Origin of the sequence: Streptomyces sp. NPDC050610 (assembly GCF_040654875.1) — a bacterium.
Classification (GTDB): Bacteria; Actinomycetota; Actinomycetes; order Streptomycetales; family Streptomycetaceae; genus Streptomyces.
Map to the genome: position 1 here is coordinate 13,999 of NZ_JBFAIV010000034.1, position 23,871 is coordinate 37,869.

The following is a 23,871-nucleotide window of genomic DNA, read 5'->3' on the forward strand; positions in this document are numbered from 1 at the left end:
GGTGTTGACCTTCCACCGGAGCCGCAATAGCGTCACGGCGCCCCTTCGGCGGAACGGCGGTACGCCCGTGCGCGCTCTCCGGCTCCCCCTGCTCCCCTTCCACCCCGACGTCGCCGTCGTCGGCAGCGGCGTCATCGGCGCGGCCTGCGCCGAGGCGCTCTCCCGGCGCGGCGCGCGCGTCGCCGTGCTCGACCACGCGCCGGTCAGCTCCGGCACCACGGCGCGCGGCGAGGGCAACCTCCTCGTCTCCGACAAGCCGCCCGGCCCCGAACTCGACCTGGCCCGCGACTCCCTGGCCCGCTGGCCGCGGCTGCTCGCGGCACTCGGCGAGGAGCTCGGACCGGGGCGCGCGGAGTGCGAGTACGAGCCCAAGGGCGGGCTCGTCGTCGCCGCCGAGGAGGCGGGCGCGCGGGCGCTCGGCCCCTTCGCGGCGGCGCAGCGCGCGGCGGGCGTGACCGCCGTCGAAGTCCCGGCCAGTGAAGTGGCCTCGTACGAGCCGCACTTGACGCGCGACGTGCGCGCCGCCGTGTTCTACCCCGAGGACGCCCAGCTCCAGCCCGTACTGGCCGCCACCGCGCTGCTCGCCGCCGTACGGGCGCGCGGCGGAGCCGTCCGTACGGGCGTCCGCGCGCTCGGCGTCGAGTGCCGCGCCGACGGCGCGGTGCGCGCGGTACGGACCTCCGCCGGGCCCGTGCCGTGCGGCGCGGTCGTCAACGCCTGCGGCCCGTGGGCGGGCGCGTTCGCGGCGGCCGCGGGCGCGCCGCTGCCGGTGCTGCCGCGCCGCGGCATGGTCCTCGTCACCGCGCCGCTGCCGCCGGGCACCGTGCGGCACAAGGTGTACGACGCCGACTACGTCGGCGCCGTCGGCAGCGGCGACGCCGCGCTCCAGACCTCCACCGTCGTCGAGGCCACCCGCGCCGGCACCGTCCTCATCGGCTCCAGCAGGCAGCGCGTCGGCTTCGACGAGACGGTGCGCACGGCCGTGCTGAGCGCCCTCGCGCGCAAGGCGGCCGGGCTCTTCCCGGCACTGCGGGACGTACCGGTGATGCGCGCGTACGGCGGCTTCCGCCCGTACACCCCCGACCACCTCCCCGTCATCGGCGAGGACCCCCGCCGCCGTGGCCTGTGGCACGCCACCGGCCACGAGGGCGCCGGCATCGGCCTCGCCGCCGCGACGGGCGAACTCCTCGCCGAGCTGTACGCGGGCGAGAAACCCCACCTCGACCCGGAGCCGTTCCGGGTCGCCCGCCCGGGACTGGAGGCCGCCGCCCCATGACAGCGCAGCAGCCGAAGCGGATCGTGCACGTCGAAGTGGACGGCTGCCCCCAACTGGCCCTGCCGGGCCATACGGTGGCCGCGGTGCTGCTGGCCATGGGCCGCGTGTCGTGGCGCACGACGCGGGACGGGGGCCGCCCCCGCGGCTTGTTCTGCGGCATCGGCGTCTGCCACGACTGCTTGGTGGCGGTCAACGGGCTTCCGGACGTACGGGCGTGCCGCCGGGAGGTCGCGGACGGCGATCGGATCGAGACGCAGCGGGGAGCTGAACTCCCTTATGGGGGGCGGGGGTCCGTTGCGGGGGAGGGTGGCGCGCAGAGGGCTCTCCGGCGGGCGGGGGCGCCGGAATCGGCGGCGGAGGGGCGGCCGGGCGGGGGCGGAGCCGGTGATGTCGGTGATGGTGGTGGTATCGGTGATGCCGGTCGGTGGGCCGAGGGCCTTGCCTCCGGGACGGGGCCGGGGGACGTGCCCACGGCTGCGGGTACGGCGAGCGGGAGCGCCGCGACCGCGGGTACGGCGGGCCTGGGCACGACTGTCACGGGTGCGGTTGCTGCGGGTGGCTCGGACGCGGCGGGCAGGGAGGCGGCGGGCCCGGGGATCGCGGCTCCGGCCGCGGCCGACACGGAAGCGGGGTGCGGGCCGCGCCGTCCCGACGCTCAGGCCGGGCACAGGGAGCGGCGGCCCCCGGCGGAGCCGCTGGTCGTCGTCGTAGGGGCCGGGCCCGCCGGGATGGCCGCGGCGTCGGCGGCGGCCCGTGGCGGGGCGCGGGTGGTGCTCGTCGACGGAGGCGGCCGGGTGGGGGGCCAGTTCCATCGGCGGCCGCCGGTGGAGTTCCCCTCGGGCGGGCGGGACCATCCGCTGGAGCGGGCGATCGCCGACCACCCCCGTATCGAGTATCTGGACCGCGCCGACGTCTGGGCCCTGGAACCGGGGCCCGGCCGCCGCCACCTCGTCCACCTCCAGCAGGGGCCCGCCGACGGAACCGGCCGTACGGCCCGTACGCTCGCCGCCGACGCGCTCGTGCTGTGCACCGGCGCGTACGACCGGGCACTGCCGTTTCCCGGCTGGGAACTGCCCGGAGTGGTGACGGCGGGTGCGGCCCAGGCGCTCGCGAAGGGGCAGCGGGCCGCGATCGGGCGGCGAGTCGTCGTGGCGGGGACGGGACCGTTCCTGCTGCCCGTCGCGACCGCCCTGCTCGCCGTCGGCGCGCGCGTGCTCGGCGTGTACGAGGCGGGCTCCCCGGCCCGCTGGTTACGGCACCCGGTTGCCGCTGCCCGCGACGGAGGCCGCGCCAAGGCTTCGGAACTCTCCTTCTACGCCGCCGAGTTGGCGCGTCACCGCGTCCCCTACCGTGCGCGCGGCGCGGTCGTCGCCGCGCACGGCCGCGATCGCGTCGAGGCCGTCACCGTCGCGCGCCTCGACGCGCGGTGGCGGATCAGGCCCGGCAGCGAACGCCGCCTCGAAGGCGTCGACGCCGTGTGCGTCGGCTACGGATTCACCCCCCAACTCGAACTCGCCCTCTCCGCGGGCTGCGCCCTGCGCCACGGCCACGTCGTCGTGGACGCGCGCCAGGCCACCACCGTGCCGGGCGTGTACGCCGCCGGAGAACTCACCGGCATCGCGGGCGCCGATGCGGCTGCCGCCGAGGGTGAACTCGCGGGAGTAGCGGCTGCGTTGAGCCTGGAGGCAACGCGCGCCACCGCCGTGGGGCCGGCCGGCGCGCTCGCCGCGTCTCGGCCGCCTGCCGCGCCTGAGACTCCCGCCGAGCCCACGTCGCCCGCCGCGCCTGCGGCTGCCGACGCGGTTGTGTCGCCCGCGCCTGCGTCTGCTGTTGCTCCTGTTGCGCCTGAGACCTCCGCCGCGTCCACGTCGCCCGCCGCGCCTGCGGTCCCCGCCCCGCCCACGTCGCCCGCCGCGCCTGCGGTCCCCGCCGCGTCTACGTCGGCTGCCGCTCCCGCTGCTCCCGCCGCGCCTACGTCGGCTGCCGCCCCCGTTGCTGCCGCCCCACCCACGTCGCCCGCTGCGCCTGCGGTCCCCGCCGCGTCCACGTCGCCCGCCGCCCCCGCTGCTCCCGCTCCGTCCACGTCGGCTGCCGCCCCCGCTCCTCCCGCTCCGTCCACGTCGCCCGCCGCGCCTGCGGCTGCCACCGTGACCGCGCCGCCCGCCCCGCCCGCGTCGGCTTCCGTCCCCGCTGCTTCCGCCGCGTCCACGTCGCCCGCTGCGCCTGCGGTCCCCGCCGTGACCGCGCCGCCCGCCCCGCCCACGTCGGCTGCCGCCCCCGCAGCTCCCGCCCCGCCGTCGTCGCGCACCGACCCCACGCACCCCACACCCCCCACCTCCCTGTCGGCCCTCGTCGCCCGCGTCCGTTCCACTCGCCGTTTCGCCGCCCTGCTCGCCGACGCGCACCCGGTCCGCGACGGATGGCGGTCGTGGCTGACGGACGACACCGTGGTCTGCCGCTGCGAGGAAGTGACGTACGGGCAGTTGCGGGATGCCGTGCTCGATCGGGGGGCGGACGGGATGCGGGTGCTCAAGCTGACCTGCCGGGCCGGGCTCGGGCTCTGCCAAGGGCGGGTGTGCGGGCGCAACGTGGCCGAGATCGCCGACAGCCTGCTGAGCGCGTCCGGCTCACCCGACGTACCGGCCCTCGCCGACCCGCACGCCGCCGACCGCCGCCCCATCGCCCACCCCATCCGCCTGGGCGACTTGGACGACCTGGCCGGCATGGACGACCCGGCCGGGCCCCGCGAAGAACCCGAGGCCACGGCTCCGTAAACAGCCCCGCCGTACCCGCACCACCACCCAGCCACCGAAGGGAAGCCCCATGCCCAGCCCCAAGGCACCCACCACCCTCACCGGCCTCATCGTCGCCACCACCCTCCCGTACGCCGAGGACCCCGCCGCCCCCGCCGGGCTGCGCCCCGATCTGGACCGGTACGCCGAGCACTGCCGCTGGCTCGTCGGCAACGGCGTGCACGGCGTAGGCCCGAACGGCTCCCTCGGCGAGTACTCCTCCCTCACCGACGCCGAGCGGCGCGCTGTCGCCCGTACGGCCGTCGAAGCCGTCGGCGGCGACGCGCTCGTCGTCGTCGGCGTGCACGGGCCCGGGGCCCATCAGGCGCGCGCCTGGGCCGAGTCGGCGGCCGAGGACGGGGCCGACGGGGTGCTCTGTCTGCCGCCGACGCTCTACCGGGCGAACACCGCCGAGATCGTGCACCACTACACGGAAGTGGCCAAAGCGGGGCTGCCCGTCATGGTCTACAACAACCCTCTCGACACCAAGGTCGACCTCACCCCCGAGATCCTCCGCGAGCTGGCGGCGATCGACGGCGTCGTCGCCGTGAAGGAGTTCTCCGGCGACGTCCGCCGCATCCTGCACATCAGGGAGCAGGCCCCCGGCCTGGAGCCCGTCGCCGGGGCCGACGACCTCGTGCTCGAAGCGCTCCTGATGGGGGCGACCGGCTGGTTCGCCGGGTTCCCGAACGTCTTCCCCGCCGCGTCCGTACGCCTCTACGAACTCGCCCTCGCCGGACGCCTCGCCGAGGCCAGAGCGCTGTACGAGCCGCTGGTCGCGGCCTTCCGGTGGGATTCGCGGACCGAGTTCGTCCAGGCGATCAAGCACGGCATGGACCTCGTCGGCCGCCCCGGCGGGCCGTGCCGCCCGCCCCGCGGCCCCCTCCCGCCCGACCGGCTGGCCCAGCTCGACGCCGATATGAAGCAGGCTGTCCAAGCCGTTCAAGCCATCGAGGACGGTCGCTGATGCGCGCGGCGCGCTGCTTCAGCGCCGTCGACTCGCACACCGAGGGCATGCCCACCCGCGTCGTCACCGGCGGCGTCGGCCCGATCCCCGGCGCCACCATGGCCGAGCGCCGCGCGTACTTCATGGAGCACCTCGACCACATCCGCCGGCTGCTGGTGAACGAGCCGCGCGGGCACTCCGCCATGAGCGGCGCGATCCTCCAGCCGCCGACCCGGCCCGACGCGGACTGGGGGGTGATCTACATCGAGGTGTCCGGCTGCCTCCCGATGTGCGGGCACGGCACGATCGGGGTGGCGACGGTCCTCGTCGAGACGGGCATGGTCGAGGTCGCCGAGCCCACCACCACCGTCCGCCTCGACACCCCGGCCGGGCTCGTCGAGGCCCGCGTCGCCGTCCGCGACGGCCGCGCCGAGCACGTCACCATCCACAACGTGCCGTCCTTCGCCGTCGCCCTCGACGCCCGCGTCGAGGTCCCCGGGCTGGGCGAGGTCCGCTACGACCTCGCCTACGGTGGCAACTTCTACGCCATCACCCCGTTAACAGCCCTCGGCCTGCCCTTCTCGTCGGCCCGCGGCGACGAGATCCTCGCCGCCGGGCTGGCCGTCATGGCGGCCATCGACCAGCACGACCGGCCCGTGCACCCCACCGATCCGGCGATCTCAGGCTGCCGGCACGTCCAGTTCACGGTCCCCGGCCGGGACGGCTCGGACTCCCGCAACGCGATGGCCATCCACCCCGGCTGGTTCGACCGTTCGCCGTGCGGTACGGGCACCAGCGCCCGGATGGCCCAGCTGTACGCGCGCGGCGAACTGCCCCTGCACCAGGACTTCGTCAACGAGTCGCTCATCGGCACCCGGTTCACCGGCCGCCTCACCGGCACCACGTGGGTCGGCGACCGTACGGCCGTGCTCCCGACCGTCACGGGCCGGGCGTGGATCACGGGCATGGGGCAGTACCTGCTCGATCCCACGGACCCGTTCCCCAGCGGGTTCACCCTCTGAGGCCGCCCGAGCCGATACTCCGCCCGAGCCGATACTCCGGCAGGACCGGCAGGACCGGCAGGACCGGCAGGACCGGCAGGACCGGCAGGACCGGCAGGACCGGCAGGACCGGCAGGACCGGCAGGACCGGCATGCCCCGCCCCGCCGACCTGTTGACTAGCGATATTCAGTCTGGCAAAGATGTGAATAGCTCGATCCATGCGACGTCAGGGAGGCACGGCCCATGTCAGGACCACGACCCGTACGGGCACCGCGCGGCACGGAGATCAGCGCCCTGGGCTGGCAGCAGGAAGCCGCCCTGCGGATGCTCCAGAACAACCTCGATCCGGAGGTGGCCGAGCACCCCGACCAGCTCGTGGTCTACGGCGGCACCGGCAAGGCCGCCCGCGACTGGCGCTCCTTCGACGCCATGGTGCGCACGCTCACCACCCTCAAGCAGGACGAGACGATGCTCGTCCAGTCCGGCCGCCCCGTCGGCGTCATGCAGACGCACGAATGGGCGCCGCGCGTCCTCCTGGCCAACTCCAACCTGGTGGGGGACTGGGCCAACTGGGAGGAGTTCCGGCGGCTGGAGGCCCTCGGCCTCACCATGTACGGGCAGATGACCGCCGGGTCCTGGATCTACATCGGCACCCAGGGCATCCTCCAGGGCACGTACGAGACCTTCGCGGCCGTGGCGGCGAAGAAGTTCGGCGGCACGCTCGCCGGGACGATCACCCTGACCGCCGGGCTCGGCGGCATGGGCGGCGCCCAGCCGCTCGCCGTGACCATGAACGACGGCGTCGCGATCTGTATCGACTGCGACCCGCGCGCCATCGAGCGCCGCATCGAACACCGCTACCTCGACGTACGGGCCGACTCCCTGGAGCACGCCCTCCAGCTCGCCACCGAGGCCCGCGACGCCCGCCGCCCGCTCTCCATCGGGCTGCTCGGCAACGCCGCCGAACTGCTGCCGCGAATGCTCGCCGAGGGCGCGCCGATCGACATCGTCACCGACCAGACCAGCGCCCACGACCCGCTCGCCTACCTGCCGCTCGGCATCGACTTCGACGAGATGGCGACCTACGCCGCCGAGAAGCCCGCCGACTTCACCCAGCGGGCCCGCGAGTCGATGGCCCGGCACGTGGAGGCCATGGTCGGGTTCATGGACGCGGGCGCCGAGGTCTTCGACTACGGCAACTCGATCCGGGGTGAGGCCCAACTGGCCGGGTACGAGCGCGCGTTCGCGTTCCCCGGCTTCGTACCGGCCTACATCCGGCCGCTCTTCGCCGAGGGCAAGGGCCCGTTCCGCTGGGCCGCGCTGTCCGGCGAGGCGTCCGACATCCACAAGACCGACAAGGCGATCCTCGACCTCTTCCCGGAGAACGAGTCCCTGGCCCGCTGGATCAAGCTGGCGGGGGAGCGCGTCCACTTCCAGGGCCTCCCGGCCCGTATCTGCTGGCTCGGCTACGGCGAGCGCGACAAGGCCGGCGAGCGCTTCAACGACATGGTGGCCTCCGGCGAGCTCCAGGCCCCGCTCGCCATCGGCCGCGACCACCTCGACTGCGGCTCGGTCGCCTCCCCGTACCGCGAGACCGAGGCCATGCTCGACGGGTCGGACGCCATCGCGGACTGGCCGCTGCTCAACGCCATGGTCAACGTCGCCTCGGGCGCCTCCTGGGTCTCCCTCCACCACGGCGGCGGCGTCGGCATGGGCCGCTCCATCCACGCCGGCCAGGTCTCGGTCGCCGACGGCACGAAGCTCGCGGGCGAGAAGATCCGCCGCGTGCTGACCAACGACCCGGGCATGGGCGTCATCCGGCACGTGGACGCCGGGTACGAGCGCGCCGACGAGGTCGCGGCGGAGCGCGGCGTCCGCATCCCCATGCGGGAGGGCGAGTGACGGCCCGGGAGGGCGCCGCCGCGCCGCCCTCCTTCCACGAGATGTGGCGCGACCTCGCCCCCATCGGCCGCCACGCGGCCACCGGCGGCTACCGCCGCCACGCGTGGAACGGCGCCGACGCCGACTGCCGCGCCTGGTTCCGCGCCCAGGCCGAGTCCCGCGGCCTGGCGTACGAGCTGGACCGCAACGGCAACCAGTGGGCCTGGCTCGGCGACCCGGCCGCGGGCGACGCCGTCGTCACCGGCTCGCACCTGGACTCCGTCCCGGACGGCGGCGCCTTCGACGGGCCGCTCGGCGTCGTCTCCTCCTTCGCCGCGCTCGACGAACTCCGCCGGAGGGGGGCGGAGTTCGCCAAGCCGCTGGCCATCGTCAACTTCGGCGACGAGGAGGGCGCCCGCTTCGGGCTCGCCTGCGTCGGCTCCCGCCTCGCCGCCGGACAGCTCACCGCCGAGCAGGCGCGCGAGCTGCGCGACGCGGACGGCGTCTCGCTGCCCGAGGCCATGGAGCGCGCCGGGTACGACCCCGAGGCCATCGGCCCCGACCCGGAGCGGCTGGCGCGGATCGGCGCGTTCGTGGAACTCCACGTCGAGCAGGGCCGCGCGCTGGACCTCTCCGGCGACGCCGTCGGCATCGCCTCCGCGATCTGGCCGCACGGCCGCTGGCGGTTCGACTTCCGGGGCGAGGCCAACCACGCGGGCACCACCCGCCTCGAAGACCGCCGCGACCCGATGCTGACCTACGCCAACACCGTCCTCGCCGCCCGCAAGAAGGCCCGGCTCGCCGGGGCGCTCGCCACCTTCGGCAAGGTCGCCGTCGAGCCCAACGGCGTCAACGCCATCCCCTCCCTCGTGCGCGGCTGGCTCGACTCGCGCGCCGCCGACCAGGAGACCCTGGACCGCGTCGTCGCCGAGATCGAGCAGGCCGCCGCCGAGCGCGGCGAGCGCGACGGCGTGGACGTCGCGGTGGTCCGGGAGTCCTTCACGCCCGTCATCGAGTTCGGCCACGCCCTCCGCGACGAGCTGGGCGGCCTCCTCGGCGGGAAGGCCCCGGTCCTCGCCACCGGCGCCGGCCACGACGCGGGCATTTTGTCCGGTACGGTCCCCACCGCCATGCTGTTCGTACGGAACCCCACCGGCGTCTCGCACTCACCGGCCGAAACCGCCGCCGAGGACGACTGCCTGGCCGGGGTGGCCGCACTCGCCGACGTAGTGGAGGGCCTCGCGTGCAGGTGACGTACTGGGCGGAACACGCCTGGCTGGGGACCAACGTCGAACCGGGCGTGGCGATCGACACCGCCGACGGACGCATCACGGCCGTACGGACCGGGACCGAGACGCCGCCGCCCGGCGCGGTCGCGCTGCGCGGCCTCACCCTCCCCGGCCTCGCCAACGCCCACAGCCACGCCTTCCACCGCGCCCTGCGCTCCACCGTCCAGGTGGGCTCGGGCACGTTCTGGACCTGGCGCGAGGTCATGTACCAGGTGGCCGCCCGGCTCACCCCGGACACGTACTACAACCTCGCGCGCGCCGTGTACGCCGAGATGGCGCTCGCCGGGATCTCCTGCGTCGGCGAGTTCCACTACCTGCACCACGCGCCCGGCGGCGCCCGCTACGACGAGCCCAACGCGATGGGCGACGCGCTGATCGCCGCCGCCGCCGAGGCCGGCATCCGCATCACCCTCCTCGACACCGCCTATCTCTCCTCCGGCTTCGGCGAGCCCCCCAACCGCCACCAGCTCCGCTTCAGCGACGGCACCGCCGACGCCTGGGCCGAGCGCGCCGCCGCCCTCAAGGCCCCCGGCCACGCCCGGATCGGCGCGGCCGTCCACTCCGTACGGGCCGTCCCCGCCGACGAACTGCGGGCGGTCGCCGACTGGGCCGCCGAGCGCTCCGCGCCGCTGCACGTCCACCTCTCCGAGCAGACCGCCGAGAACGACGCCTGCGCGCGGGCCCACGGCGTCACCCCCGCCCGGCTCCTCGCGGACCACGGCGTGCTCGGGCCCCGCACCACCGCCGTGCACGCCACCCACCTGACCGACGAGGACATCGCCCTCCTCGGCGGCAGCCGCACCGGCACCTGCATGTGCCCCACCACCGAACGCGACCTCGCCGACGGCATCGGCCCCGCCGCCCGGCTCCAGCGCGCGGGCTCCCCGCTGTCGCTGGGCAGCGACAGCCACGCCGTGATCGACCTCTTCGAAGAGGCCCGCGCCATGGAGCTCGACGAACGGCTGCGCACCCGCGCCCGCGGGCACTGGACGGCCGCCGCCCTGCTGCGCGCCGCCACCGCGGACGGGCACGCGGCCCTCGGCTGGCACGACGCGGGCGAGATCGCCGCCGGCTCGCTCGCGGACCTGACCACCGTCGCCCTGGACACCGTCCGCACGGCGGGCGCGCTGCCCCGGCTCGGCGCGGAGACCGCGGTGTTCGCCGCCACCGGCGCCGACGTCCGCCATACGGTCGTCGGCGGACGGCACGTCGTACGGGACGGGGAGCACACCCTGGTCCCCGATGTACCCGCGGCCCTCACCGAGGCCATCGCGGCGCTGCGCCCACCCCACGGAGAGGAAAAATGACACCCCCCGCGTCCACCCTCATCACCGGCATCGGCAGCCTCGTCACCAACGACCCCGCCCTCGGCCGGGGGCCGCTCGGACTGATCGAGGAGGCCGCCGTCGTCATCGCGGACGGCCGCTTCGCCTGGGTCGGCCCCGCCGCCGACGCGCCCGCCGCCGACGCCGTCCACGACGCGGGCGGCCGCGCCGCGATCCCCGGCTTCGTGGACTCCCACTCCCACCTGGTCTTCGCCGGCGACCGGACGGCCGAGTTCAACGCCCGTATGTCCGGCCGGAGTTACAGCGCCGGAGGCATCCGCACCACCGTCGCCGCCACCCGCTCCGCCACCGACGCGGAGCTGGAGGCGGGGCTCGTCCACTATCTGCGCGAGGCGCTGCTCCAGGGCACCACGACCATCGAGACCAAGTCCGGGTACGGCCTCGACACCGAGGACGAGGCCCGCTCGCTGCGCATCGCCGCCGCCCACACCGACGAGGTCACCTTCCTCGGCGCGCACATCGTCCCGCCGGACTACGCCGACGACCCGGCCGGGTACGTGGACCTCGTCACCGGCCCGATGCTCGACGCCTGCGCCCCGCACGCCCGCTGGATCGACGTCTTCTGTGAGAAGGGCGCCTTCGACGCCGACCAGTCCCGCGCGATCCTCACCGCGGGCCGCGAGAAGGGGCTGGGCGTGCGCGTCCACGCCAACCAGCTCAACCACGGGCCGGGCGTGCGGCTCGCCGTCGAACTCGGCGCGGCCTCCGCCGACCACTGCACCCACCTCGACGCGGCCGACCTCGACGCGCTCGCCAACAGCGACACCGTCGCGACGCTGCTGCCCGGCGCCGAGTTCTCCACCCGCGCCCAGTGGCCGGACGCCCGCCGCATCCTCGACGCGGGCGCGACCGTGGCGCTGTCCACCGACTGCAACCCGGGCTCGTCCTTCACCAGCTCCATGCCCTTCTGCATCGCGCTGGCCGTACGCGACATGGGCATGTCCCCCGACGAGGCCCTCTGGTCGGCCACCGCGGGCGGCGCCCGCGCCCTGCGCCGTACGGACGTCGGCAGCGTCACCGTGGGCGCCGTCGCCGACCTCGCCCTCCTCGACGCCCCGAGCCACGTCCACCTCGCCTACCGGCCGGGAGTCCCGCTGGTCTCGGCGGTGTGGCACAAGGGAGAACGGGCAGGGTAACGGACGAGAGTACGGGCGAGGCCCCGGCTCGACAGCGGTGGAATCCGCTGGAGCCGGGGCCTCGAAGCCGTGGGGGGCCGGTAAGGAGCGGCGCCGCTCCTACTCGTCGATCATCAGGCCCTTGCGGAGCTTGACGAGCGTGCGCGAGAGCAGCCGGGAGACGTGCATCTGAGAGATGTTCAACTCCTCGCCGATCTCGGACTGCGTCATATTGGCGACGAACCGCAGCGAGAGGATCTTCCGGTCCCGCGGGGGCAGTTCGGCGATCAGCGGCTTCAGCGACTCGACGTACTCGATGCCTTCGAGCCCGTGGTCCTCGTAGCCGATGCGGTCCGCGAGCGCGCCCTCGGTGTCGTCGTCCTCGGGCTGGGCGTCCAGCGAGCTCGCGGTGTACGCGTTGCTCGCGGCCATGCCCTCGACGACCTCCTCGTTGGTGAGGGAGAGCCGTGCGGCCAGCTCGCCCACGGTGGGGGCGCGGTCGAGCTTCTGGGCCAGCTCGTCGCCGGCCTTGGCCAGGTCGAGCCGGAGCTCCTGAAGCCGCCTCGGCACCCGCACCGACCAGCTGGTGTCGCGGAAGAAGCGCTTGATCTCGCCGACGATCGTCGGCATCGCGAAGGTGGGGAACTCGACGCCGCGGCTGAGCTCGAACCGGTCGATGGCCTTGATGAGGCCGATGGTGCCGACCTGGACGATGTCCTCCATCGGCTCGCTGCGCGAGCGGAACCGGGAGGCGGCGAACTTCACGAGCGCGAGGTTGAGTTCGACCAGGGTGTTGCGTACATACGCGTGCTCGTGGGTGCCCTCCTCCAGCGATTCGAGGCGTTCGAAGAGCGTCTTGGACAGGGCCCGCGCGTCCACCGGTCCGACCTCGTCGTACGGCGGGATCTCGGGGAGCTCGTCGAGCGGCACGTCGCCGAGGGCGGCTGCCGCGTCCGCGATGTCCGCGGTCTCGGCGGCCGGGGCGGCCTGCTCGGCACGGGGCTCGGGCGGGGGTGTCGACGAGGCGGTCTCCCGAGGGATATCGGTGCGCGGTTCGTCGAGCCGGGGTGACATGGTGTCCTCCATCATTCTCGGCATATGGCTGCCGAAGCCATGACCAGTTGCTGCGGTGTGCGGCGCCTCCAAAGCCGGCCGTGTTTGTCGTTCGTACTAGCCCTACCGGTCTTTACCTACCCATGGCAAGTGCGAGTTGTCCGTATTCGCCCTAAAATGACGGATCTTTGGCTACCGGACGCCGTTTTGAAGGCGTAGGCTTCCCCAAGCGCCAGGCAAGCAACCGAGAAGGGGTGCGCATGGACCGCGGGATGGTCGGCAGTGCAAGCAGGGGCCGGCTGCATGTCGGGGTCCGTCGGCATGGAGTGAGCGCGGTGGTGACCCCGGCCGGTGAGCTGGATCACCACACGGCCGAGCTGCTGCGCGAACCGCTGGAGAGCTGCGTCGACGAGGGCTGCTCGCGCCTCGTGGTCGACTGCTCGCAGCTGGAATTCTGCGACTCCACCGGACTCAACGTGCTCCTGGGAGCCCGGCTCAAGGCCGAGGCGGCGGGCGGCGGGGTCCATCTGGCCGGAATGCTGCCCGTGGTCGCCAGGGTCTTCGAGATCACCGGCGCCGAGGCGGTCTTCACCGTTCATGACACGCTCGAAGCCGCTCTCGCGGACTGAGCGTCACCTCTCCTGTCCCTGTGTGCAACCCAGGCGTTACCCGTGTCACACGACCCGTATCGAAGAAGTGGGTGTTCTCACCGATCGGACGGGCAGGAGAGACCTGAATCCGTTGAATGTGCCAGGTATCCGTCAGTCCTGTAATCGGTGATTCGGTGAGGTGAAGCGCTGATGAGCACCACCCGGTCGTCCCCGCCGGGCGACCGCGGTCCGGAGCCGGGCGGCGCCGCTCCGGCCGCGGCCCCGTCCCCGGCCGGGCAGGTACGCCGACTCCACCTCATCGGAGCCAGCGGGGCGGTACCGCGCGCCCGCGACTTCACGCGCGAGGCGCTGCACGACTGGGGCTGGCTGCCCGCGGCCACCGCCGACCAGCGGGCCGCCGCCGAAGACGTCCTGCTGGTCGTCTCCGAGCTGGTCACCAACGCCTGCCTGCACGCGGAAGGCCCCGAGGAGCTCAGGGTGGCCTGTAGCGGGAAGGTGCTGCGCCTGGAGGTCGTCGACCTCGGCTCCGGCACGCCCGCGCCCCGCACTCCGCACCGCGCCGGGCGGCCCGGCGGGCACGGCATGTTTATCGTGCAGCGGCTCTGCCTCGACTGGGGAGTCGTGCGCAACGCGGAGAGCGCCGGGAAAACCGTCTGGGCGGAGCTCGCGGCTCCGTCCTGAGCGCTGTCAGGGGCCGGGTCGCGATGACGGGCCCGGGTCCCGCGTCCCCTTTCGCATCTGGTTTCGTATCCGGCCCCTGTTCGGCGGCCGTCGCGTGCCGCCCCTTCCGCACGCCCTCTCCCACGCGCCCCCGCGCCCGTCGCGATCCGGCGTGTTCTTTGTCTTCCCTCTCCATGGTCCCCGGCGTACTGTCGGCGCCCGATCTGATGTGCCGTCAGTAACATTTCGCGGCGGCGCACGACGGGCGTTTGAGGAGTATTTGACGAGAGGGGAACCCGACGTGTCCCACACGAAACGCCACGCGGTAGGCCGGGGCGGCGCGCTCGCGGTCGCGGCGGCGCTGGCCGGCGGGACAGTCCTGCTGGCCGCCCCCGCGGCGCACGCCGACACGGTCGACGTCGACTACCAGTGCAAGACACCGATCGGAAACAAGGGCGCGGTCTCGCCCATCGACATCAAGAGCGTGGCGAGCGGCGGCTCGTACAAGCTCACCATGTCCTTCCAGAAGGGCGTCTCCTCCAGCCCCATCGAACTCGGCAAGGGCGCGATGAAGCCAAGTGCGCTCATCAAGCTCGGCGGCGCGGAGACCGGCACCGTGGCCGTCACGGGCCCGCCCAACGACGCGGCGATACCCGCCAACACCGCCATCAAGATCAGCGACCTGTCGGGCACGTACACGCCCAAGAAGAGCGGCAAGGTCACCTTCACCGCCTCCACCCTCACCATCAAGGCGATGGGCACGACCACCACCTGTACGCCGAACAACAACCCCAAGCCGTCGCTCAGCCTCGACGTCAAGGGCTCGGGCGGTTCCACGGGCGGCTCCGGTTCCACGGGCGGTTCGAGCTCCTCGGGCGGTTCGGGGTCCACGGGCGGCAGCACCGGCGGGTCGGGCGGTACGGGCTCCAGCGGCTCGGGCGGCTCCAGTTCGACCGGCGGCCAGCTCCCGCAGACCGGCCCCTCCGACAACGCGGTCGCCTTCGGCACGCTCGGCGGCACCGTGCTGCTCGCCGGAGTGGCGGGCACCCTGTGGCTGACGCGCCGCCAGAAGGCCGTCCGCTAGCTCTCGTTCACCGCGGGCCGCCCGCCGGCCCGTAGGCCCCCCCATCCCACACATCGGAACACTTCGCACAACGGTCACCCCCACCATCCGGCGCCGGGGCGAGCGGCCCCGGCCGAACTCCCAGCGGAACTCCCGGCGGAACCTCCGACGGAACTCCCGGCGGGACTCCCTGTGGAGGGAGGGACGGTGCGGGAAGAGGGGCGGCGACGCCGTCCCGGCGCAGCCGTCCCGCCCCGCGCGCCATCGCGTACGAGCCGCAGGGAGCCCGCACATGCCGTCCCGTACCCGCAGCGCCGTCGTCGCGGCCGTCACCGCCGCGGCGCTGCTGGGCGCGCCCGCGGCGGCGACGGCCGCCGCCCCCGACGCGTGGTCCGCCGCGCCCGCGCCCGGCGGCGCCGGAGCGGGCTCGTCCGGCCGCCCGTACTTCTACCTGGAGGGCGCGCCCGGCACCGTACTCACCGACAAGATCGCCATCACCAACCCCGGCGCCGCGCCGCGCACCGTGCGGCTGCGCGGCACGGACGCCGACGGAGCCGGGAGCGCGGGCAGGACGGGCGGGGCCGGGCATGACGCCGGAGCGTGGCTGTCCCTCGCGTCGAAGACCGTCAAGGTCCCGCCCCGCACGCGGGCCGACGTGCCGTTCACCGTGACCGTCCCGGCCGACGCGGTGCCCGGCGACCATCCCGGCGCGATCGTCGTCAGCGGCGACGGCCGGCAGGCCGGGGTGCGGCTCGCGCTGCGCGTCAGCGGGCCGACGCTCGCCGCGCTGTCCGTCGAGGACGTGCGCGTCACCGGCCGGGGCGCGGCCGCGCGCATCCGCTACGCGCTCGTCAACCACGGCAACGTCACCCTCACGCCGCGCCTCGCGGTCAGCGCCGACGGAGTGTTCGGCCAGGTCCTGCGCCGCCCCGCCCGCACGCTCCCCGTCGAACTGCGGCCGGGGCAGCGGGTGCGGCTCTCGGAGAAGTGGGCGGACGCGCCGTCGTTCGACTCGGTGCGCGTCGAGCTCACCGCGACCGCGGGCGGCGGCGCGCACGCCACGGCGAGCGCCGACTACCGCGCCCTGCCCTGGGGCTGGGCGGCCGTCCTCGCCACCGGCCTCTGCCTCGGCGGAGCGGCCTGGTTCGCGCGCCGCAGGCGCAGACGCGCACCGCCGCCGGCCGGGGGACCGGCCGGCGAAGAGACGGGGGAGCGAGAGGAATTGGCCGGTACGGGGTCAGGAGCGAGAACGTGATCGGCAGTACGCAGCGACAGGCGACGGGGCAGCGCCCCCCAGCCCTTCACCCCCCATCCCCCCGCCCCTCGGCATCCCGCGCGCGTACGGCCGTACGGCGCTTCGCGCTCCGGCGCGCGGGCGGCGACGGGCCGCGCGGCCGCCGGGATCGCCGGGGCAGCCCCAAGACCCTGGCCGTGCTGCTGACGGCGCTCGCCCTCGCCCTGCCGCTCGCGGGAACCGCGAACGCGGCGGCGCCCGCCGCCGACGGGCCCGTCGTCACCGTCGACAAGCGGGAGGCAGGCGCGGGCGGCAGCGTCACCGTCAGCGGCACCGGCTGGCGCCCGCACACCCTGCTGACGCTGCTGATCTGCGGCCAGAAGATGATCGGCGGCACCAACGCCTGCGCCAACGCGGACGGCCGCGCCGTCACCACCGGCGCCGACGGCGCGTTCCGCGAGAAGCTGGCGGTCAGCGAGCCGCCCAAGCCCTGCCCGTGCGTCGTGCACGCGGCGACCGTCACCGGCGAGGCGGCCGCCGCGGACGCCGACTTCAGCGTCGCGGGCCACCCGGTCGCGCCGCTGCCCGCCCAGTCCGGCGGCGAGCGGCTGAGCGTGCTCGGCGCGCGGCTCAAGGGCTCCGGCGGGGTGCTGACCTGGTTCGGCGCACCGCCACAGCGCCAACTGGTGGTCACCGTCGCCAATCTGGGCTCGACCGCCGCCAAGGACCCCGTCTTCCAGGTCGGCACCTCGCACGGCGTGCTCGCCCCCTCCTGGGAGGAGCAGCAGTGGCGCGGCGCGATACCGCCGGGCAAGAAGGCGCGGGTCGAGCTGCCGGTGGAGCTGTCGGCGGGCGCGTACGGCGACTACCTCGTCTCGCTCAAGTACGGCGGCAAGATGCTGGTCGAGCAGCCGTGGCCGGTGGGGCGGCCGTGGGGCGTCACCCTCTTCTGGATTCTGCTGTGCGTGGTGATCCCGGCGGCGGTCTTCCGCATCGGCATGGCGGTCGTCGACCGGCTGCGGCCGAGGCCCCCCACGGTCGGCACGCGCTCCGCCCACCGCCGCGTCCCCGGCCTCCCGCGCATCCCGCGCCCCGCCCTCGCCGCCGCTCTCCCGCGCCGCCCGGCCACAGGACGCAAGGGCCGCGGGCGTACGGGCGTACGGGAGGAGACCGGCTCGCTGCCCTGGTTCACCCCGGACACCCTGCCGGGCGCACCGCCCAAGTCTTCCGCACCGTCCGAGACTTCCGCACCGCCCCAGACTTCCGCACCGAGTGACGACCATCCGACGACGCAGACGAAAACGAAGGGGACTACGTGAGAACGCATCGGAGAGCAGCCGCGGCAGGCGTCGCGCTGCTGCTCGGCGGCGCGGGCGTGGGACTGAGTTCGGGTACCGCGCACGCCGCCGAAGTCTCGTACAAGACCGAGTGCCTGCCGCCGCCGATCTCCGGCCTGCCGCCGATCCAGGGCACCACCAAGGTGGACATCAAGGCCCCGGCCACGGCGAAGGTCGGCGACGAGGTCGAGGTGGTCTGGAAGACGGTGGAGGCCGCCTCCAAGAACCCGAACATCCTCGATCTGGGCAAGGACACGGTCAAGCCGACCGGCAAGCTCACGCTCGGCGGCGCGCAGAGCGCCGAGGTCGCCATGGAGGGGCCCCGGCAGAACCCGCCGATCCCCAAGAACAGCCCGATGCTGCTGCCCGACATGAAGGGCAAGGTGAAGCTGACGAAGGCCGGTGACGTCACGCTGACGCCCGGCGCGTACAGCATCAACGTCAACAAGCCGATCTCCACCGACACCAAGTGCTCGGCGAAGGAGGCGGTCAAGCCCGGCGCCACCATCAAGGTGACCGACGGCAGCGGCAGCACGAGCGGCGGTACGAGCACCGCCGGCGGTACGAGCACGAGCGGCGGCTCTACTGGTGGTTCCACTGGTGGTTCCAGCGGCGGCTCGACTGGCGGCTCTACTGGTGGTTCCAGCGGCGGCTCAACCGGCGGCTCAACCGGCGGTTCCAGCGGCGGCGACCCCGGCAGCGGCTCGTTCACCGGCAAGGAAGTCAGCGTCGACTACCAGTGCAAGACGCCCATCGGCGACAAGAACGCCACCTCGCCGGTGCAGATCAACGCGGCCAAGAACGGCGGGAGTTACGACCTGACGGTCAAGTTCGGCAAGTCCGTCATGGACAGCCCGGCCGACATCCCCGCCAACTCGGTGAAGCCCTCGATGGCCGTCAAGGTCGGCGGCGCGGACAAGGGGACCGTGAAGACGGAGGGCGCGCCGAACAAGGACCCGATCAAGACCGGCCAGCCCATCGCGATCCCCGACCTCAAGGGCGCGTACAAGCCCGGTGCGAGCGGAAAGGCCACGCTGACCCCGGGCGTCCTGACCGTCAACGCGCTGGGCACCACCACGACCTGCACCCCGGCGAAGGACCCGGGTCCCTCCCTCCAGCTCGACACCACCGCGCAGCAGGGCGGCGTCTCCGGCGGCAGCGGCTCCAGCGGCTCGGCCGGCTCCAGCGGCGGCACGGGCGGCCACCCGGCCTCCGCGGGCGGCACGGGCGCCGGCTCCGCGGGCGGTTCGGCCGCGTCCGGCGGTCTCGCCGCGACCGGCGCGGGCGACCACGGCAGCCTCAAGGCCCTCGGCCTGATCGCGGGGTGCGCCGTGCTCCTCGGCGCCGCGGTCTTCACCTTCACCCCCTGGCGGCGGCTGCGGCGCTGAGGCCGCCGGCTGTCCAGGACGTACGCGAAAGGGCCCCGGTCGCGGTGGAGAACCGCGGCCGGGGCCCTGTCAGCAGGTGTCCGAAGACGTCAGCGGACGTCGCCCAGGAGCGCGCTGACCTTCTTGCGGTTGAAGTAGATCGCCACACCGGCGAGTGCCGCCAGCGCCGCTTCCACCGCGATGACCGCGACGCCGTTGAGGTCCGCGCCCGCGGTGACGGCGAGGGTCACCACGCAGTCTCCGGCGGTGACCGCGAGGAACCAGACGCCCAGCATCTGGCTGGCGTACTTCTGCGGCGCCAGCTTGGTGGTCACCGAGAGGCCGACGGGGGAGAGGCACATCTCACCCATGGTCTGCACCATGTAGACGGTGAGCAGCCACATCGGGCTGGCCTTCGAGCCGTCCTGGGTCATCAGCATCGGGACGATGAAGATGACGTACGAGGCGCCGATCAGCAGCATGGCCGTCGCGAACTTGACCGTGGTGGTCGGCTCCTTGCCGCGGCGGTTCAGCGCCATCCACATCCAGGCGAAGAACGGCGCGAGCACCATCACCCACGCCGAGTTCACCGACTGGAACCACGAGGACGGGAAGCCCAGCCCGAGGACCTTGGAGGCGGTGTTCTTGTCGGCGAAGACGTTCAGCGTCGAGCCGGCCTGGTCGAAGATCATGAAGAACACGGCGGCGGCGACGAAGAACCAGATGTAGCCGCTCATCTTGGTCTGCTCGACGTCGGTGAGCTCCTTGTCCCGCTTGATGCGGAACAGCACGGCGATCGGCGTGAACAGGCCGATCAGCGCGATCGGGATCAGCGCCCAGTTGATCGTGAAGAGCCCGGCGGAGACGACCACGATGTAGAAGACGGCCGCGACGGCCACCCAGATCAGGCCCTTGCGGAGCCAGGCGTTGCGCTCCTCGCGCTCCAGCGGCGTCGGGACCTGGCTGCTGACGGGGTTGAGGTGGCGGGTGCCGATCAGGAACTGGATCAGGCCCAGCGCCATGCCGAGCGCGGCGACCGCGAAGCCCAGGTGCCAGTTGATGGTCTGGCCGACGGTGCCGACGGCGATCGGGGCGGCGACGCCACCGACGTTGATGCCGATGTAGAAGATGGAGAAGCCGCTGTCCCGGCGCGGGTCCTGCGGGCCGTCGTACAGCTGGCCGACCATCGTCGAGATGTTGGCCTTCAGCAGGCCGGAGCCGACCGCGACCAGCACCATGCCGACGAAGAACGTCGGCGCGCCGGGGATGGCGAGCACCAGGTGGCCGCAGACGATGACGCTCGCCGCGATGGCGACGGTCTTGCGCGGGCCCCAGATCCGGTCGCCGATCCAGCCGCCGGGCATGGCCAGCAGGTAGACCGTGGCCATGTAGACGGAGTAGATGGCGGACGCCGTGGCGAGCGACATCGCCAGTCCGCCGCCCTGACCGCCGGTCTTGGCATCCGGTCCACCGGAGATCAGGTAAAGGACGAGCAGTGCCCTCATGCCGTAGAAGCTGAAGCGCTCCCACATCTCGGTCATGAAGAGAGTGGCCAGGCCGCGGGGGTGGCCGAAGAAGGTCTTGCCGCCGGAATCAGGGGTTCCCTGTTCGGCGGTGCCCTTCGTCAGGCTGGACGCCATGGTCGATCCTTGTGTGGTCGGGACGCGCGTAGAAAGATCTCGCACGCCCGGATGGGGGTGGGCCGGTACCGGCACGGCACCGCCCGCATCCCACGTCCGGGGGACCGACACCCCGGAACGAAGCATCGGATGGGACAGCCGTACACCGGCATCCATGTCCGTCGCGCGCGGGCGCGCGGCGGACACGGCCGACAGGTCATTCACTGTGAATCAGGGCTGGGTGTGCCGGCCCCGCGCACAACAGAGACCCACGGCGCGCGTTAAGAGCCGAAGGTCCCCCCGTGGTGCTGCAGACGTCCCGTCACCATACGTCACACCCCGCCCGGATAAGAAAGGAGTTGAGACATGGATCACAGGAGATTCGGGAACTACCCGCCTATATTCGAAGGTTAAAGGCCAGTTGGGTGAGTGAACTCGCAGGGCGGGGTGCGGGCACCTCTGACGTGCGGTTCGGCGGACTACCATCACCCCATGACCCGAGTACTGCTCGCCGAGGATGACGCGTCCATCTCGGAGCCGCTCGCACGCGCGCTGCGCCGCGAGGGGTACGAGGTCGAGGTGCGCGAGGACGGTCCCACGGCGCTCGACGCCGGCCTCCAAGGAGGCGTGGACCTGCTCGTACTCGACCTCGGTCTCCCAGGCATGGACGGGCTGGAGGTCTGCCGCCGATTGCGCACGGAAGGCCATGGCTTCCCCGTGCTGGTGCTCACCGCCCGCGCCGACGAGGTGGACACCGTGGTCGGCCTGGACGCCGGGGCCGACGACTACGTCACCAAGCCGTTCCGGCTCGCCGAGCTGCTCGCCCGGGTGCGCGCCCTGCTGCGCCGCGGCGCGGTCGAGTCCGCCCAGCAGCCGCCGGCCACCCACGGGGTGCGGATCGACGTCGAGTCGCACCGCGCCTGGATGGCCGACGAGGAACTCCAGCTCACCGCCAAGGAATTCGACCTGCTGCGGGTCCTGGTCCGCGACGCCGGCCGGGTCGTCACCCGCGACCAGCTGATGCGCGAGGTCTGGGACACCACCTGGTGGTCGTCGACCAAGACGCTCGACATGCACATCTCCTGGCTCCGCAAGAAGCTCGGCGACGACGCCGCCAACCCGCGCTACATCGCCACGGTGCGCGGCGTCGGGTTCCGCTTCGAGAAGAGCTGAGCCCGCTCAGCGAGGCCCCAGGGCCCGCCGGGCGGGGCCGGCGGCCGTGCGGTCAGCGGCCGGCGGGGCGGGGCGGATGCGCCACGGCGCGGCGCGCCCCGCGCGGGCGCCCCGCCCGGGGGCCGAGACTCGTACCACCCCGCCCCGGAGGGCACAGTGCGCCGCCGTCTGATCAACTCCACGCTCGCCGTGGTGCTCGTCGTGATCGCCGTCTTCGGCATCTCGCTCGTCATCGTCGAGACCCGCACGATCGAGAGCAGCGCGCAGGAGAGCGTGCAGTCCGAGGCCGTACGGCTGGTCAGCATCGTCGACAGCCGGCTGATGGGCGGTGAGCGGGTGGCCTCCGGCGTGCTGCGCGAGCAGATCACGCCGAACCGCTACGCCAAGATCGAGATCCCCGGCCGCGCCGCCATCGAACTGGGCAAGCACCCCGCCGGCGAGGTCATCACCGCCACCCAGAAGGGCGAGCGGGGCGAGACCATCACGGTCGTGGAGTCCCGCACCACGGTCAGCCAGGAGATCGGCCGCACCCTGATGGTCATCCTCGGGGTGGCGCTGCTCGCCGTCGTCGCCGCCGTCTTCCTGGCCGTACGGCAGGCGAACCGGCTCGCGACCCCGCTGACCGACCTCGCCGAGACCGCCGAGCGGCTCGGCTCCGGTGACCCCCGGCCGCGCCACCGCCGCTACGGCGTCGCCGAGCTGGACCGGGTCGCCGACGTCCTCGACGCCAGCGCCGAGCGGATCGCCCGGATGCTCACCGCCGAGCGCCGGCTCGCCGCGGACGCCTCGCACCAGCTCCGCACACCGCTGACCGCGCTCTCCATGCGGCTGGAGGAGATCACGCTCACCGACGACCCCGACACGGTCAAGGAGGAGGCGACGATCGCGCTGACCCAGGTGGAGCGGCTCACCGACGTCGTGCAGCGGCTGCTGACCAACTCCCGCGACCCGCAGTCCGGTTCCGCCGTCACCTTCGACCTCGACGAGGTCGTCAAGCAGCAGATCGAGGAGTGGCGGCCCGCCTCGCGCAGCGAGGGCCGCGCCATCGTCCGCTCCGGCAAGCAGGGGCTGCGGGCCGTCGGCACGCCCGGCGCGGTCTCGCAGGTGCTGGCCACCCTCATCGAGAACTCGCTCATGCACGGGGACGGCACCGTGGCGCTGCGCACCCGCGTCACCGGCAACCAGGCCGTGGTGGAGGTCTCCGACGAGGGCCGGGGAGTGCCGCCGGACCTCGGCTCGCGGGTGTTCGAGCGTACGGTCAGCGGCCGGAACTCGACGGGCCTCGGGCTCGCCGTCGCCCGGGACCTCGCCGAGGCGGACGGCGGACGGCTGGAACTGCTCCAGGGGTACCCGCCGGTCTTCGCGCTGTTCCTGAGCCGGGACGCGGACCAGGCGCGGGAGACGCGGGAGCCGTGAGGGGCGGCGGCGCCCCCGCGGTCACTTGTTGATGACCCGCACGTGGTTCCGCGGGTCGGTGAGGAACGATTCGGCGGTCTCCACCGCCTCGCGGGCGGGCAGCGCCTTGAACACCCAGGTCCGGTAGGACCAGAAGCGGAAGAGGGTGGCGATGCCGATGCCGAGGAACTTGAAGACGTTGCTCTGGAGCGGGCTGTCCCAGTGGAAGGCGTACGTCGCGGTGTAGAGCGTGCCGTTCTCGATCACCAGGCCGATGGCGCTGAACAGCAGGAACAGCGTGAGTTCCTTCGTGCGCCCCTGCTTGTCGCGGTCGCGGTACGTGAAGTAGCGGAACCCCACGTAGTTGAAGATGATCGAGACGGCGGTCGCCACGACGCTGGCGCGCACGACCGGCAGCTCGCTGGTGTGCCGGACGAGGTTGAAGACCGCGAGGTTGACGAGTACGCCCGCGCCTCCGACCGCCCCGAACTTGGCGACCTCGCGGATCAGCCGATCCGCCCGAGAACGGAGTGCGCTCGGTTCACCCATAGTGATCTTCAAGCTCCAGAGTCCGGCGGAAGTCGGTGTCAGTCAGCGTAGGTCCAGCTTCTTCATGCTAACCAGCGACCCGAGGGCGTGCTCCCGTGGCTGGGCAATGGGGTGGCCGCCGGAGCGCTCCGGCTGGTCACGGCGGTGCGGTCGCATGGCGACC

The 23,871-nt window shown here is 73.5% G+C and carries 20 protein-coding genes; 16 read left to right on the plus strand and 4 right to left on the minus strand.

Translation table 11 applies throughout. From position 1 onward, the window contains the following. Positions 1-67: 67 nt before the first annotated feature. Genes AB0I22_RS31695 through AB0I22_RS31710 form a run of 4 tightly spaced genes read left to right on the plus strand, consistent with a single transcriptional unit; the run spans position 68 to position 6,036 of the window. Positions 68-1,276 (plus strand): FAD-dependent oxidoreductase, encoded by a 1,209-nt coding sequence (locus AB0I22_RS31695; protein ID WP_363134417.1) that lies wholly within the window; start codon positions 68-70, stop codon positions 1,274-1,276. After that, on the plus strand, positions 1,273-4,050 hold the full coding sequence (locus AB0I22_RS31700) for an FAD-dependent oxidoreductase (RefSeq protein ID WP_363134418.1): 2,778 nt from the start codon (positions 1,273-1,275) through the stop codon (positions 4,048-4,050). Before AB0I22_RS31695 ends, AB0I22_RS31700 begins: the two co-directional genes overlap by 4 nt. 49 nt (positions 4,051-4,099) lie before the next feature. Further along, positions 4,100-5,035: a dihydrodipicolinate synthase family protein gene (locus tag AB0I22_RS31705; protein WP_363134419.1), complete on the plus strand. Its 936-nt coding sequence runs from the start codon at positions 4,100-4,102 to the stop codon at positions 5,033-5,035. After that, positions 5,035-6,036 carry a proline racemase family protein gene (locus AB0I22_RS31710; RefSeq protein WP_363134420.1) on the plus strand — a complete coding sequence of 334 codons (1,002 nt, stop codon included), beginning with the start codon at positions 5,035-5,037 and terminating at the stop codon, positions 6,034-6,036. Before AB0I22_RS31705 ends, AB0I22_RS31710 begins: the two co-directional genes overlap by 1 nt. Here the strand turns inward: AB0I22_RS31710 and AB0I22_RS31715 are convergent. After that, positions 6,026-6,169: a hypothetical protein gene (locus tag AB0I22_RS31715; RefSeq protein ID WP_363134421.1), complete on the minus strand. Its 144-nt coding sequence runs from the start codon at positions 6,167-6,169 to the stop codon at positions 6,026-6,028. The genes AB0I22_RS31710 and AB0I22_RS31715 overlap by 11 nt on opposite strands. A 90-nt stretch (positions 6,170-6,259) precedes the next feature. On the opposite strand from AB0I22_RS31715, the gene hutU reads away from it, so the two are divergent. The 4 genes from hutU to hutI are packed head-to-tail and all read left to right on the plus strand — an operon-like array spanning position 6,260 to position 11,668. Next, entirely contained in the window at positions 6,260-7,918 is a 1,659-nt protein-coding gene (gene hutU, locus AB0I22_RS31720) for a urocanate hydratase (protein WP_363134422.1), read from the plus strand. Positions 7,919-7,959: 41 nt separating this feature from the next. Continuing rightward, positions 7,960-9,150 carry an allantoate amidohydrolase gene (locus AB0I22_RS31725; protein WP_363134474.1) on the plus strand — a complete coding sequence of 397 codons (1,191 nt, stop codon included), beginning with the start codon at positions 7,960-7,962 and terminating at the stop codon, positions 9,148-9,150. Continuing rightward, positions 9,141-10,493, plus strand: coding sequence for a formimidoylglutamate deiminase (locus AB0I22_RS31730; protein WP_363134423.1), 1,353 nt, complete (start codon positions 9,141-9,143; stop codon positions 10,491-10,493). Before AB0I22_RS31725 ends, AB0I22_RS31730 begins: the two co-directional genes overlap by 10 nt. Beyond that, positions 10,490-11,668, plus strand: coding sequence for an imidazolonepropionase (hutI, locus tag AB0I22_RS31735; RefSeq protein WP_363134424.1), 1,179 nt, complete (start codon positions 10,490-10,492; stop codon positions 11,666-11,668). Before AB0I22_RS31730 ends, hutI begins: the two co-directional genes overlap by 4 nt. 99 nt (positions 11,669-11,767) lie before the next feature. Here the strand turns inward: hutI and AB0I22_RS31740 are convergent, their stop codons facing one another. Next, positions 11,768-12,721, minus strand: coding sequence for an RNA polymerase sigma factor SigF (locus AB0I22_RS31740; protein WP_363134475.1), 954 nt, complete (start codon positions 12,719-12,721; stop codon positions 11,768-11,770). Positions 12,722-12,960: 239 nt separating this feature from the next. Between AB0I22_RS31740 and AB0I22_RS31745 the strand changes: the two genes are divergently transcribed. The 6 genes from AB0I22_RS31745 to AB0I22_RS31770 all read left to right on the plus strand — a co-directional run bounded on the left by AB0I22_RS31745 (position 12,961) and on the right by AB0I22_RS31770 (position 18,993). Next, positions 12,961-13,329 (plus strand): STAS domain-containing protein, encoded by a 369-nt coding sequence (locus tag AB0I22_RS31745; protein WP_363134425.1) that lies wholly within the window; start codon positions 12,961-12,963, stop codon positions 13,327-13,329. 171 nt (positions 13,330-13,500) lie between these two features. Then, positions 13,501-13,992, plus strand: coding sequence for an ATP-binding protein (locus tag AB0I22_RS31750; protein ID WP_363134426.1), 492 nt, complete (start codon positions 13,501-13,503; stop codon positions 13,990-13,992). Between the two features lie 280 nt (positions 13,993-14,272). Continuing rightward, positions 14,273-15,055 (plus strand): LPXTG cell wall anchor domain-containing protein, encoded by a 783-nt coding sequence (locus AB0I22_RS31755; protein WP_363134427.1) that lies wholly within the window; start codon positions 14,273-14,275, stop codon positions 15,053-15,055. A gap of 271 nt (positions 15,056-15,326) precedes the next feature. Beyond that, the gene (locus tag AB0I22_RS31760; RefSeq protein ID WP_363134428.1) at positions 15,327-16,289 is read left to right on the plus strand and encodes a hypothetical protein; all 963 of its coding nucleotides are present in this window, start codon (positions 15,327-15,329) and stop codon (positions 16,287-16,289) included. A 179-nt stretch (positions 16,290-16,468) separates the two neighbouring features. Next, entirely contained in the window at positions 16,469-17,587 is a 1,119-nt protein-coding gene (locus AB0I22_RS31765) for a neocarzinostatin apoprotein domain-containing protein (RefSeq protein WP_363134476.1), read from the plus strand. Further along, entirely contained in the window at positions 17,584-18,993 is a 1,410-nt protein-coding gene (locus AB0I22_RS31770; RefSeq protein WP_363134429.1) for a hypothetical protein, read from the plus strand. The genes AB0I22_RS31765 and AB0I22_RS31770 overlap by 4 nt, the downstream gene beginning before the upstream one ends. Positions 18,994-19,082: 89 nt before the next feature. Here the strand turns inward: AB0I22_RS31770 and AB0I22_RS31775 are convergent, their stop codons facing one another. After that, complete coding sequence (locus AB0I22_RS31775; protein WP_363134430.1) at positions 19,083-20,612, minus strand: oligopeptide:H+ symporter; 1,530 nt, start codon at positions 20,610-20,612, stop codon at positions 19,083-19,085. A 471-nt stretch (positions 20,613-21,083) separates the two neighbouring features. On the opposite strand from AB0I22_RS31775, the gene AB0I22_RS31780 reads away from it, so the two are divergent. Beyond that, positions 21,084-21,764, plus strand: a complete 681-nt coding sequence (locus AB0I22_RS31780) for a response regulator transcription factor (RefSeq protein ID WP_030890910.1) — start codon at positions 21,084-21,086, stop codon at positions 21,762-21,764. 156 nt (positions 21,765-21,920) lie between these two features. Further along, complete coding sequence (locus AB0I22_RS31785) at positions 21,921-23,180, plus strand: ATP-binding protein (protein WP_363134431.1); 1,260 nt, start codon at positions 21,921-21,923, stop codon at positions 23,178-23,180. Between the two features lie 21 nt (positions 23,181-23,201). On the opposite strand, the gene AB0I22_RS31790 is transcribed toward AB0I22_RS31785, so the two are convergent. Beyond that, a complete protein-coding gene (locus tag AB0I22_RS31790) occupies positions 23,202-23,708 on the minus strand; it encodes a GtrA family protein (protein ID WP_363134432.1) in 507 nt (168 codons plus the stop codon). Positions 23,709-23,871 lie beyond the last annotated feature (163 nt).